The following is a 13,755-nucleotide window of genomic DNA, read 5'->3' as shown; positions in this document are numbered from 1 at the left end:
GCCGTGCCCAGCTCGTTGTCGATTAAGGCGAAGAGGTCGTCGGCGGAGGCGTTCTCCAGCCTCCCCGCGACGGACTCGCCACCGGCGGCGGACAGGGTCTCGGTCAGCCCGTTGAGCATCGTCTGCAGGCGGGCGGTGAACCGGCCCTGCTCGATCTCCTCGGCCTTCAGACCGGCGAACGCGGCCTCCAGGCGGTCGAGTTCGGCCAGCAGCACGTCAGCCGAGGAGCCGTCCTCGCCCTCGCCCAGCTCGCTGCCGAGGTGCTCGGCGAGCGCGGCGGGCGTCGCGTAGTCGAAGATCAGCGTGGCCGGCAGCGACACCCCGGCGGCGGTGCTGAGGCGGTTGCGCAGGTCCACCGAGGTCAGCGAGTCGAAGCCGAGGTCGCGGAAGGCGGTGCTGGGCTCGATCCCGCCGCCCTCCCCGTAGCCGAGCACGGTGGCGGCCTGGGTGCAGACCAGGTCCACCAGGGCGCGCTTGCGCTCGCCGCCGGTCAGGCCGGCCAGCTTCTGGGCGAAGCCGTCGGGGACGGCGTTGTCGCCGCCGCCGGACGCGGCCAGGCCCTGGACCTCGGGCAGGTCGGCCAGCAGCGGGCTGGGCCGGGCGGAGCCGAAGGCCGGCGCGAACCGGGTCCAGTCCACGTCGGCCACGGTCAGCGTGGTCTCGCCGCCCTCCAGCGCCCGGCGCAGCGCGGTCAGCGCCTGGTCGGGGTCCATCGCCGACATGCCGAGGCCGCGGCCGGCGTCGCGCACGGCGCCGTGGTCGGCCATGCCGCCGCCGCCCCACAGGCCCCAGGCGATCGAGGAGGCCGCGAGGCCCTCGCCGCGCCGGTACTCGGCCAGCGCGTCCAGGAAGGCGTTGGCGGCCGCGTAGTTGGCCTGCCCGGCGCCGCCGACGGTGGCGGTGAGCGAGGAGAAGAGGACGAACGCCTCCAGGTCCAGCCCGGCGGTGAGCTCGTGCAGGTTCAGCGCCGCCCGGGCCTTGGGCCGCAGCACCGCGGCGAAGCGCTCGGGGGTGAGCGCGTCCAGCACTCCGTCGTCCAGCACGCCGGCCAGGTGGATCACGGCGGTCAGCGGCTGCTCGGCCGGGACGGTGGCCAGCAGCGCGGCCAGGGCCTCGCGGTCGGCCGCGTCGCAGGCGGCGAAGGTGACCTTGGTGCCGGTCGCGGCCAGCTGCCGGCGCAGTTCGTCGGCGCCGGGCGCCGCCTCGCCGCGGCGGCTGGTCAGCAGCAGGTGCTCGGCGCCCTGCTCGGCCAGCCAGTTCGCGACCCGGGCGCCGACCGCGCCGGTGGCGCCGGTGACCAGCACCGTGCCGGTGGGCTGCCAGGGGGTGCCGGGCCGCACCGGCGCGTGCTCCAGGCGGCGGGCGAACAGGCCGGACTCGCGCAGCACCAGCTGGTCCTCGTCGCCGGACCCGGTGAGCGCGGCGGCGAGCCGGGACAGGGTGAGCGGGCCGAGCTCGGCGGGCAGGTCGAGCAGACCGCCCCAGCGGTCGGGGTGCTCCAGCGCGGCCACCCGGCCCAGGCCCCAGACCTCGGCCTGGGCGAAGCCGCTCGGGCGGGCCGAGGACTCGTGGGCCATCGCGTCGCGGGTGACGGCCCACAGCCGGGCCTCGATCCCGGCGTCGCCGAGCGCCTGGACCAGGGCGGCGGTCACGGCGGCCTCGGTGTCGAGCGCCAGCAGGGAGAGCACGCCGTCCACCGCGCCGCGGCCGTCCAGCAGTTCGGCCAGGGCGGCGCGCCGGAGCGCGTCGGCGGGCACGGCGAGCAGGTCGACCTGGTGGCCGCGCTCGCGCAGCGCGGCCAGTGCGGCCTCGACCCACGGGTCCGCGGCCAGCGCCTCGGAGACCACGGCCAGCCAGCGGGACGCGCCGGGGCGGTCCTCGGAGCCGGGCAGCATCCGCCAGCCGATCCGGTAGCGCCAGCCGTCCACGGTGGCGTTGGCCTGCCGCTGGTCGTACCAGGAGGCCAGCGCCGGGATCAGCGCGGCCACCGGGGCCTGGTCGTCGACGCCGAGGGTCGCGGCGACCGCGGCCACGTCCTGCTCCTTGACCAGCTCCCAGAACTCGCCGCCCTCGTCGCCGCCGCGGGCCGGGGCGGAGGCGGCCGTGATGGACGGGGCGTTCTCCCAGTGCCGGTCGCGGCGGAACGGGTAGGTCGGCAGGTCCACCACGCGGGCGCCGGCGAACAGCGCCGGCCAGTCCGGGCTCAGGCCGCTGACGTGCAGCCGGCCGAGCGCCGTCAGCAGTGCCTTGGCCTCGCCCTGGTCGCGGCGCTGGGTGGCGACCACCTCGGCCACGATGTCCTGGGACATGCCGGTGAGCACCGAGTCGGGGCCCACCTCCAGCAGCCGGGTGACGCCCTCGGCGGCCAGGGTGCGCACGCCGTCGTGGTAGCGGACGGCCTCGCGCACGTGGCGCACCCAGTAGTCGGGCGAGGTCAGCTCGTCGGCGAGCTTCCCGGTCAGGTTGGAGACGACGGGCAGCGCAGGCTGGTGGAACTCCAGGGTGGCGAGCACCGCCCGGAAGTCCTCCAGCATGCCGTCCATCCGGTGCGAGTGGAAGGCGTGCGAGACCTTCAGCCGGGTGGTCTTCTCGAACCCGGCGGCCACCGCGAGCACCGCCTCCTCGTCGCCCGAGACGACCACCGCGCGCTCGCCGTTGACGGCGGCGATGTCGGCGCCCTCGATCAGCAGCGGGGCGACGTCGGCCTCGGCGGCCCGGATCGCGACCATCGCGCCGCCGGCCGGCAGCGCCTGCATCAGCCGGCCGCGCGCGGCGACCAGGGTGACGGCGTCGGCGAGCGAGAGCACGCCGGCCACGTGGGCGGCGACGACCTCGCCGATCGAGTGCCCGCCGAGCAGGTCGGGGCGGATGCCCCAGGACTCCAGCAGGCGGTAGAGGGCGACCTCGAAGGCGAAGATGCCGGCCTGGGTGAAGACGGTCTGGTTCAGCAGCTCGGACTCGGCGTCCAGCACCACCTCGCGCAGCGGGCGGTCCAGGTGCTTGTCGAACTCGGCGCAGATCTCGTCGAAGGCGCGGGTGAACTCCGGGAAGCCCTCGATCAGTTCGCGTCCCATGCCGGGGCGCTGGGAGCCCTGGCCGGAGAAGACCACGGCGAGCTTGCCGGGGCCGGCGGCGACCTGCGGCAGCTCCCGGCCCTCGGCCAGCGCGCGCAGCCCGTCCAGCAGTTCGGCGCGGTCGCGGCCGACCACGGCGGCGCGGTGGGTGAGCAGGGCGCGGGTGGTGGCCAGCGAGTGGGCGACGTCGAGCGGGTCGAGGTCGCCGGCGGCGGCGATCAGCCGGTTCGCCTGGTCCTTGACGGCCTCCGCGGTCTTGGCGGAGAGCACCCACGCGACGGCCGGCGGTTCGGCGCGCGGCGCCCGCTCCGCCTCCTCCTCGGCCGGGGCCTCCTCGATGATGGTGTGGGCGTTGGTGCCGCTGATCCCGAAGCCGGAGATGGCGGCGCGGCGCGGCTGGCCGTCGGTCTCCCACGGCCGGGACTCGGTGAGCAGCTCGACGTCGCCGGCCGACCAGTCCACCTTGGTGGTGGGGTTCTCGGAGTGCAGCGACTTGGGCAGCACGCCGTGGCGCATCGCCATGACGACCTTGATCACGCCCGCCACGCCGGCGGCGGCCTGCGGGTGGCCCATGTTGGACTTGATCGAGCCCAGCCACATCGGCCGGCCCTCGGGCCGGTTCTGCCCGTACGCGGCGATGACGGCCTGGGCCTCGATCGGGTCGCCGAGCTTGGTGCCGGTGCCGTGCGCCTCGACCACGTCGATCTGGTTCGGCGACAGCTGGGCGTCGGCCAGCGCCGACTGGATCACCCGGACCTGGGCCGGGCCGCTGGGCGCGGTGAGGCCGTTGGAGGCGCCGTCCTGGTTGATCGCGGAGCCGCGGATCACCGCGAGCACCCGGTGCCCCTTGCGCCGGGCGTCGGAGAGGCGCTCGACCAGCAGCACACCGGCGCCCTCGGCCCAGGCGGCGCCGTCCGCGTCGTCGGAGAAGGACTTGCAGCGCCCGTCGGGCGACAGCGCCCGCCGCTCGCTGAACTCGATGAACATCTCCGGGCTGGCCATCACCGCGGCGCCGCCGACCAGGGCGAACTCGCACTCGCCGCGGCGCAGCGACTGGGTCGCCTGGTGCAGGGCCACCAGCGAGGCGGAGCACGCGGTGTCCATGGTGACGGCGGGGCCCTCCAGGCCCAGGGTGTAGGCGATCCGGCCGGAGACGATGCTGCCGGAGATGGTGCCGCCGACGTAGTCGTGGTGCATCAGGCCGACGAAGACGCCGGTCTGGGTGCCCTTCATCGACTGCGGGTCGATGCCGGCCCGCTCGAAGGCCTCCCAGGAGGTCTCCAGCAGCAGCCGCTGCTGCGGGTCGGTGCCGGGCGCGTCCTTGGGGCTGATGCCGAAGAACGCCGGGTCGCACTCGGCGGCGTCGTGCAGGAAGCCGCCGTGGCGCACGTAGCTCTTTCCGGGGGACCCGACCTCGGGGTCGTAGAGGTCGTCGATGTCCCACCCGCGGTCCACCGGGAAGCCGGAGACCACGTCGACACCTTCGCTGACGATCCGCCAGAGGTCCTCGGGCGTGCGGATGCCGCCGGGGTAGCGGCAGGCCATCCCGATGATCGCGATCGGCTCGCGGTTGAGTTCCTCCAGCTCACGCACCCGGCGGCGGCTGCGCTCCAGCTCGGTGGTCGCCCGCTTCAGGTAGTCGCGGAGCCTGTCGACGTTGGCCGGGTCTACCATCACTGGACTCCAGATTCGTTGTCGATCGTCGCGAAGAGTTCTTCGTCGGTGGCGGTGTCGAAGTCGTCCGACGCCCCGACGCCCGTGCTGTGGGAGTCACGCCAGGTCCGCAGCAGCGCTTCGAGGCGCGCGGTGATCCGGGCGTGGGAGCCGTCCTGGTCCGGCAGTGCGGCCAGCGCGGCCTCGAGCCGGTCGACCTCGGCGACCATCAGCCGGGCCTGGTCGGCCGGGCCGGGGACGAGTTCGGCCTTGAGGTACGCGGTCAGGACGACCGGGGAGGGCTGGTCGAAGACCAGGGTGGCGGGCAGCGAGAGGCCGGTGGCCGTCCCGAGCAGGTTGCGCAGCTCGACCGCCGCCAGCGAGTCGAAGCCCATCTCCTGGAAGGCCTTGTTCGGGTCGAGCGCCCGGGCCGAGGCGTGGCCGAGCACCGCGGCCACGCCGGTGAGCACCAGGTCCAGCAGCAGGCGGTCGCGCTCGGCGTCCGGCAGCGGGGCGAGGCGCTCGCGCCAGTCGCTCTGCGCGTCGGCGCGGGAGGCGCCGGCGGGCGCGGCCCCGGCGGCGCGCCGGGAGGTGCCGCGGACCAGTGCGCGCAGCAGGGTCGGGACGCCGTCGGTCCGGGCCCGCACCGCGGCGACGTCCAGGCGCATCGGCACCACGAGGGAGTCCTCGGCGGCCAGGGTGGCGTCGAACAGCTCCAGGCCCTCGGCGGCGGGCAGCGGCGGCAGGCCCAGCCGGTGCATCCGCTCCAGGTCGGCGGCGTCCACCTGGTCGGCCAGTCCGCCGACCTCGGACCACAGGCCCCAGGCCATCGAAACGGCGGGCAGCCCGGCAGCCCGGCGGTGGGCCGCGAGGCCGTCCAGGAAGGCGTTGGCGGCCGCGTAGTTGGACTGGCCGCCGCCGACCAGCAGGCCAGCGGTGGAGGAGAACAGCACGAAGGCGCTGAGCTCGCGGTCCCGGGTCAGCTCGTGCAGGTTCCAGGCGGCGTCCACCTTGGGGCGCAGCACCCGCTCGATCCGCTCGGGGGTCAGCGCGGCGAGCATCCCGTTGTCGACCACGCCGGCCGAGTGGACCACGGCGCCGACCGGGTGGCGCTCCAGCAGCTCGGCGAGCGCGGCGCGGTCGGCCGCGTCGCAGGCGGCGATCTCGACCTCGGCGCCGAGCGCCTCCAGTTCGGCCCGCAGCCCGGCCGCGCCGGGGGTGTCCTCGCCCCGCCGGCCGGTCAGCAGCAGCCGCCGGACGCCGTGGGTGCCGGCCAGGTGGCGGGCGATCAGCTGTCCGAGGCCGCCGAGGCCGCCGGTGATCAGCACGTACGACTCGGGGTCGAAGCGCGGCGGCTCGGCGGGCCGGGACCGGGCGAGCCTGGGCACCGACAGCTCGCCCCCGCGCACCGCGACCTCGGGCTCGCCGCAGGCCAGCGCGGCGGCCAGGCCGGCGCCGCCGTCGCTGTCGACGAGCAGGAAGCGGCCGGGGTTCTCCGACTCGGCGGCGCGCACCAGGCCGGCCAGCGGCGCGTGGGCGAGTTCGCCGGCCCGGAGCACCACGGCCAGCCGGGAGCGGTCGAAGCGCCGGTCGGCGAGGAAGTCCCGCAGCACGGCGAAGGTGTCGCCGACGCCGCGGTGCACCGCCGTGGGCACCTCGCCGTCGGCGGCGGGGGCGGCCGGCAGCACGATCAGGCCCGGCTCGGTCTCGATCGAGGCGAGGTCCGGGTGGACCGGCACGCCGAGGCCGAGGTCGTCGGGGCCGCAGACCACGGTGTCCGCGGGCAGTGCCGCGTCCGGGGCGGCGTCGAGCGGGGTCTGCTCCAGGCGGAACAGCGACTCCCCCGGCCCGGTGGCCAGTTGACCGGCCGAGACCGGGCGGGCCACCAACGTGCGGACGGTGGCCACCGGCGCGCCGGCGGCGTCCGCGACGGCCAGCGAGACCGCGTCCTGGCCGGCCTTGGCGACGTGCAGCCGCAGTTCGCCGGCCCCGGCGGCGTGCAGGGTGACGCCGCCCCAGCTGAACGGCAGCACCGCCTGGCCGTCGCCCAGGTCGAGCAGGTTGACGTGCAGGGCGGCGTCCAGCAGCGCCGGGTGGAGGCCGAAGGCCGCGGCGGTGCTCCGGGCGCGGTCGGGCAGGGCGGCCTCGGCGAACAGGTCCTCGCCGCGCCGCCACGCCGCGCGCAGCCCCTGGAACACCTCGCCGTAGCCGTAGCCGACCCCGGTGAGCCTGGGGTAGAGCTCGCCCAGCTCGATGGGTTCGGCGCCCTCCGGCGGCCAGGCCCGCAGGTCGAACCGCGGCTCCTCGGCGGCGACGGCGAGCGTGCCGCCGGCGTTCCGGCTCCACGGAGCGTCCGGCGCGTCCGCCGGGCGGGAGTACACGGCGACGGTGCGCCGCCCGGCGTCCTCGGCGCCGACCGCGACCTGCACCGCCACCGCGCCCTGCTCCGGCAGGGTCAGCGGCGCCTGGAGCGTGAGCTCCTCCAGCACCGCGCAGCCGACCCGGTCCCCGGCCTGGACGGCCAGCTCCACCAGGGCGGTGCCGGGCAGCAGGACGGTGCCGTGCACGGCGTGGTCGGCCAGCCAGGGCTGGGCGGAGCGGGACAGGCGCCCGGTCAGCACCAGGCCGCCCGAGTCGGGCAGTTCGGTCGCCGCGCCCAACAGCGGGTGCTCGACGGGGAGTTGGCCGAGGCCGCTGGGGTCTCCGGCGGCGGCGGTGCCCTCCAGCCAGAGCCGGGTGCGCTGGAACGGGTAGAGCGGCAGGTCGACCCGGTTCGCGCCGCGGCCCTCGAAGAGCGCGGCCCAGTCGACCGGTACGCCGTCGGCGTGCAGCCGGGCCAGGCCGGCCAGCAGTTCCCGGGTCTCGGCGCAGTCGCGGCGCATGGTCGCGACGGCGGCCGGGCCGTCGTCGAGGCAGTCCCGCACCATCGCGGTCAGCACGGCGTCCGGCCCCAGCTCCAGGAACCTGCGCACGCCCAGGGGGGCGAGGGCGCGCAGCGCCGGCTCGAACCGCACCGGCCGGCGGACGTGCTCCACCCAGTAGTCCGGCGAGCCCAGTTCCTCGGCGCCGACCGGGCCGCCGGTCAGGGTGGAGACGATCGGGATGGCCGGCGCGCCGTACGACTGCGCCTTGGCGACGAGCGCGAACTCGTCCCGCATCGGCTCCATCAGCGGGGAGTGGAAGGCGTGCGAGACGGTCAGCCGGGTGCTCTTCTCGAACCCGGCGGCGAGCGCCAGCACCGCCTCCTCCTCGCCCGAGACGACCACCGAGCGCGGCCCGTTGACGGCGGCCAGGCCCACCCGCTCGTCGAGCAGCGGCAGCACCTCGGCCTCGGTGGCCCGGATCGCCACCATCGCGCCGCCGGCGGGCAGCCGGCTCATCAGGCCGCCGCGGGCCAGCACCATGGCGGCCGCGCCCTCCAGCGACAGCACGCCGGAGACGTGGGCGGCGGCCAGCTCGCCGACCGAGTGGCCGACCAGGTAGTCGGGGCGCACGCCCAGCGACTCCACCAGCCGGAACAGCGCCACCTCGACGGCGAAGATCGCCGCCTGGGCGTAGTCGGTGCGGTTCAGCAACTGCTGCTCGGCCTCGATCACCCGGGCGAGCGGCACCTCCAGCTCCCGGTCCAGCAGGGCGGACACCTCGTCGAAGGCGGCCGCGAAGACCGGGAACGCCCGGTACAGCTCCCGGCCCATGCCGAGGCGCTGCGAGCCCTGCCCGGTGAACAGGAACGCCAGCTTCCCCTGGCCGGCCACGGTGCCCGCGGCCGGGGCCAGGGCGGCCAGCAGTTCCTCGGTGGAGCCGCCGACGGCCACCGCGCGGTGCTCCCAGGAGGAGCGGGTGCAGGCCAGCGAGAGGGCCACGTCGGCCGGGTCCAACTCGGGACGGGCCTCGACCCAGGCGCGCAGCCGTTCCTTCTGCTCGGCCAGCGCCTCGGGGGTGCGCGCCGACAGGAGCCAGGGGACGGCGTCCAACGGCGGGGTGGGGGCCACCGCCGGGGCTTCGGCGCCGGGCGCCTCGGTCCGGGTCCGCTCCTCGGGCTGCTCGCCGTCCGCCTCGGGCGCCTGGTCGGGCGCCGGGGCCTGTTCGAGGACCACGTGGGAGTTGGTGCCGCTGATGCCGAAGGAGGAGACCGCCGCCCGCCGGGGCCGTCCGGTCTCGGGCCATTCCTGAGCCTCGGTCAGCAGCCGCACGTCGCCGGCCGTCCAGTCGACCTGGGTGGAGGGCTCGTCCACGTGCAGGGTCTTCGGCAGTTCGCCGTGCCGCATCGCCTGCACCATCTTGATCACCCCGGCGACGCCCGCGGCGGCCTGGGTGTGCCCGAGGTTGGACTTGATCGAGCCCAGCCACAGCGGACGGCCCTCGGGGCGGTCCTGGCCGTAGGCCGCGATCAGGGCCTGGGCCTCGATCGGGTCGCCGAGCGCGGTCCCGGTGCCGTGCGCCTCGACCGCGTCGACGTCCGCCGGGGAGACGCCGGCGCTCGCCAGCGCCTGCTTGATCACCCGCTGCTGGGAGGGGCCGTTGGGGGCGGTGAGCCTGCTGCTGGCGCCGTCGGAGTTGATCGCGGTGCCCTTGACCACGGCCAGCACCCGGTGGCCCAGCCGCTGGGCGTCGGAGAGGCGCTCGACCAGCAGCATGCCCACGCCCTCGCCCCAGCCGGTGCCGTCGGCGCCCTCGGCGAAGGCCTTGCAGCGGCCGTCGGGGGCGAGGCCGCGCTGCCGGCTGAAGTCGACGAAGGTCTCGGGGGTGGACATCACCGTCACCCCGCCGGCCAGCGCCAGGGTGCACTCGCCCGCCTGGAGCGCCTTGACCGCCCAGTGCAGGGCCACCAGCGAGGAGGAGCAGGCCGTGTCGATGGTGACGGCGGGCCCCTCCAGGCCGAAGGTGTAGGCCACCCGGCCGGAGGCGACGCTGGCCGCGCTGCCGTTGGCCAGGTAGCCGTCGAGGTCGTCCGGCACCGCGTCCAGCCTGGTCGCGTAGTCGTTGTACATGACGCCGACGAAGACTCCGGTGCGGGAGCCGCGCAGCGCGGCGGGCACGATGCCGGCGTCCTCGAAGGCCTCGTGGGAGGTCTCCAGGAGCAGCCGCTGCTGCGGGTCCATCGCCAGCGCCTCGCGCGGCGAGATGCCGAAGAAGTCCGGGTCGAAGTCGGCGGCCTCGTGCAGGAAGGCCCCGGTCCGGGCGTAGGTCTTGCCCGCCCGCGCGGGGTCGGGGTCGTACAGCGACTCGACGTCCCAGCCCCGGTCGGCCGGGAAGTCCGACACCGCGTCGGCGCCGGCGGCCACCAGGTCCCACAGGTGCTCGGGCGTGGCGACCCCGCCGGGGTACCGGCAGGCCATCCCCACGATCGCGATCGGCTCGTGCGCGCGGTACTCCGACTCGCGCAGCCTGCGCCTCGTCTCGCGCAGATCCGAAGTGGTTCGCCTGAGATAGTCGAGCAGTCGGTCCTCGTTGTTCGCCAACGCAGCCATCCGATCGGGATCGAAGCCTTCGGAAACGCGGGATCCCGGCTCGTCGGTCCACGTCCCCGCCTTTGGGAGGCTAGGGAGCAGGGGGTGTCGGGGTCACCCCCTACCGCCCCCTGGAGTGCCCCTGGCCCGACTTTCCGGCAGGTCGGCCGAATGGCGTGCCGATTGGGCCACCGATGTGACGGCCGCCACCGACAGACCTGTGCGTATTCGCCATCCTCGGCCGCCGACACCGACCGATCTTGACAAGTTTGGCGCCCCAACATACCGTCAAGTCGGGTTTGTGGCATGGGGATAACCCCTCCTGAGCAGCCACGAGTCCACTGTCGGCCCAGAGCGTCCGGGTAAGCCCGCCCGACCCCTGGGTGTCCTGGACCAGCCCGAAAACCTCATCGAACACCGCCCCGCCGAACACCACGGAAAACTCCGGCGGGGCCAAGCAATTCACAAAATGACGCGTACATGACTTTTTGATGTCGAGCAGATTTCGCCGTGATGTCACCGCTGATTTCCGGCGCGCTGCGAAGATATTGTTTCCGGGGACCCGTGGGGGCGGGGTATCCGGAAACAATCTTTTGCATTCAATTCAGAATACTGGCCATGGGGGAGGTCATGGTGCGCCTTTTCGAGCGCCACCGAGAACTTGGGACCCTACGCGACGCGTTCGCCGAGAGCGTCGCCGGAGCAGGGCAACTCGTCATCGTCACCGGGGGGCCCGGGCTCGGAAAGACCGAGCTGCTCCACGAGTTCGCGAACACCGCGTGCAGGTCCGGCGCGCGCGTGCTGACCGCCGGCGGCGGACCCCTGGATCAGGCCCGGCCGATGGGCGCCATCCGGGAACTCCTGCACAGCGGCGAACTCCCGACGGATGTCCTGGATTGCTCGTTACAGCCCGATTCCTGGGTCGACCCAGCGTCACCCGCCGAATACCGGACGGAATCGGTCCGGCCCGACCCGGGCCGCATCCGGTACGCACCGGAAACACTCCTCCAGGCCGTGTCCACACCGATCCTGGAGATGGCGACCGAACGACCCCTGGCGATCGTCATCGACGACGCCCACCTGTTGGACACCCAGTCGCTCCAGACCCTGCTGTACCTGCTGCGCCGGATACGGACGAAACCCGTCGCGGTGGTCTGCGCCGGCTGGGAGCAGTCCGCGCTGGCGGACCCGCTCATCCACGACGGCCTGAGCCGCCAGCCGCACCGCCGGGTCCGGCTGGCGCCCCTGTCCGAGCAGGGCGTGGCCCGGATGCTCGCCGGCCAGAGCACCCGGCCGCTGCCCGCCGAGCTCGGCACCACCTACCACCGGGCCACCGGCGGGAACCCCATGCTGGTGCACGCCCTGCTGGACGACGGCACCCAGTTCGGCGCCGAACTCGGCGAGCCCGTCCCGAGCGTCGCCTACCGCCAGGCCGCACTGGCCTGCCTGTACCGGGGCGAGCCCAGCCACCTCTCCGTGGCCAGGGCGCTGGCCGCGCTCGGCGACCACGCCACCGCCCGGACCGCCGCGCTGCTGCTGTCGACCAGCCCCGACGCGGTCCAGGTCGTGGTCGACGTGCTGGGCTGCACCGGCCTCCTCGACGGCTACCGCTTCCGCCTGCCCGCCGCCGCCGGCGCGGTGCTGAGCGACCTCGACCCCGAGGAACGCGCGCGGCTGCACGGCGAGGCCGCCCGGCTGCTCTACCTGGACGGGGCGCCCGCACCCGTGGTGACCGACCACCTGATGGCCGCGGACCAGGTCGCCGAGCCCTGGGGCCTGTCGGTGCTGCGGCTGGCCTCCGAGCAGGCACTGGCCGAGGACCAGGTCGAACAGTCCACCGGCTACCTGCGGCTGGCCGTGCGCGAGTCCGCGGACGAGCGGGAGCGGCACACCCTCTCCACCGCGCTGGCGCGGGCCGAGTGGCGGGTCAACCCGGCCGCCGTGACCCCGCACCTCGAACCGCTCCACCGGAGCGCGGTGGCCGAGGGGCTGAACGCGCGGGACCAGGCCACCCTGGTGCGGCACATGCTCTGGCAGGGCGAGACCGACCTCGCCGACGCGACCGTGGCCGCGCTGGCCGCCTCGCTCGACCCGGCCGACGCCCACGTGCTGGCCGAAATGGAGTTCGTCCGGCACTGCTTCTACGGCGTGCCCCAGGTCAGCCACCGCGGCGACCTCGCCAAGATGGCCACCCTGGAACGGGCCACCACCGGCAAGGTGAACACCCTGTGGGCCGCGGTGGCCCTGCTGGTCAGCGGTGACACCGGCGCCGAGTCGGTGTCCCAGGTGACCGAGGCCCTGCTGAGCGACCAGGTCAGCGACCTGAAGCTGGAACTGACGATCATCTCGCTGTCGGTCATCGCGCTCACCGGCCAGTCCGAGACCGCCGCCGCCGTCTGCGAGGCGCTGCTGAGCACCGCCACACGGCGCGGCTGGACGACCTGGCGGGCGATGCTGCTCTCCGTCCAGGCCCGGATCGCCCTGCTCCAGGGGGACCCGGCCACCGCCGAGGCCAAGGCCACCGAGGCGCTCGACCTGCTCAGCTCCCAGGCCTGGGGCGTCCTGATCGGCCTGCCGCTGACCACGGCGATCTTCGCCAACACGGCCCTGGGCCGGCACCAGACCACCACCCAGCTGCTGCGGCGCAAGGTGCCGGACAGCATGTTCAACACCGTCTTCGGCATCCAGTACCTGGGCGCCCGGGGACACCACTACCTCTCCACCGACCGGCCGTTCGCGGCCCTGAACGACTTCGAGACCTGCGGGCACCTGATGCGCGAGCGCGCCTCCGCCCTCCAGCCGCTGCTCCCCTGGCGCACCGACCTCGCCCAGGCCAACCTGCGGATCGGCAAGACCCGGATCGCCAAGGAGCTGGCCGAGGAACAGGCCGCGCTGCGCCACCCGTTGGGCATCCGCTCGCGGGCGATCGCCCTGCGGGTCCTGGCCGGCACCAGCCAGCCGCGGCACCGCACCGCGCTGCTGCGCGAGTCGATCGACCTGCTCCAGGTCTGCGGCGACCGGCTGGAACTCGCCCTCGCCTTCGAGGACCTGTCCGCGACCCACTACGAGATGGGCGACTACGCCAGAGCCCGGCTGGTGGCCCGGCAGGCCGCCCAGGAGACCGGCGACGGCGAGCCGGAGGCGACGGTGCCCGGCGGGGTGCCGTTGCCCGAGCCGGTGCCCGCCGACGCCCCGGCCGTCCCCGCGCCCGCCGCCGCGCCCAGCCACCCCGCCGCCCCGGTGGCGGCTTCGGCGGCCGACTCCGCCTCGCTGCTCAGCGACGCGGAGAGCCGGGTCGCCGTCCTGGCCGCGCTCGGCTACACCAACCGTGAGATCAGCGGCCGCATCCACGTGACGGTCAGCACGGTCGAGCAGCACCTCACCCGGGTGTACCGAAAGCTGAACGTCGCCAGCCGCACCGAGCTGCCGTCCAAGCTCCTGGAGCGCCAGATCCCGGCGCTGCCCGAGCACCGGCCGGCCGCCGACCGGCGTCCGCGCCAGCAGCGCGCCGCGGTCACCAGGGAACTCCCGCCGCTCTGGCGCCGACTGGCGCTGTAGCGCGCGCCACCGGGCCCGAC

General features: G+C 74.9%; 3 protein-coding genes. 1 reads left to right on the top strand and 2 read right to left on the bottom strand.

Features of this window, described 5'->3' with window-relative positions; translation table 11 throughout:
* The coding region (locus ACFRMQ_RS26885; RefSeq protein ID WP_380733216.1) for a type I polyketide synthase at positions 1-4,748 on the bottom strand (4,748 nt) is incomplete at its 3' end.
* Entirely contained in the window at positions 4,748-10,198 is a 5,451-nt protein-coding gene (locus tag ACFRMQ_RS26880; RefSeq protein WP_380733215.1) for an SDR family NAD(P)-dependent oxidoreductase, read from the bottom strand. The genes ACFRMQ_RS26880 and ACFRMQ_RS26885, both read right to left, overlap by 1 nt.
* Before the next feature lie 597 nt (positions 10,199-10,795).
* On the opposite strand from ACFRMQ_RS26880, the gene ACFRMQ_RS26875 reads away from it, so the two are divergent.
* Positions 10,796-13,735 (top strand): AAA family ATPase, encoded by a 2,940-nt coding sequence (locus tag ACFRMQ_RS26875; RefSeq protein ID WP_380733214.1) that lies wholly within the window; start codon positions 10,796-10,798, stop codon positions 13,733-13,735.
* Positions 13,736-13,755: the final 20 nt, after the last annotated feature.

Origin of the sequence: Kitasatospora sp. NPDC056783 (genome assembly GCF_042789895.1) — a bacterium.
In the GTDB taxonomy this organism is placed as follows: Bacteria; Actinomycetota; Actinomycetes; order Streptomycetales; family Streptomycetaceae; genus Kitasatospora.
This window is presented reverse-complemented; position numbering and strand designations above follow the sequence as displayed.

What these genes read in the sequence shown, in the direction of transcription:
- ACFRMQ_RS26880 (WP_380733215.1), bottom strand. Translation starts at nt 10,198, where the DNA reads ATGGCTGCGTTGGCGAACAACGAGGACCGACTGCTCGACTATCTCAGG.
- ACFRMQ_RS26875 (WP_380733214.1), top strand. Translation starts at nt 10,796, where the DNA reads ATGGGGGAGGTCATGGTGCGCCTTTTCGAGCGCCACCGAGAACTTGGG.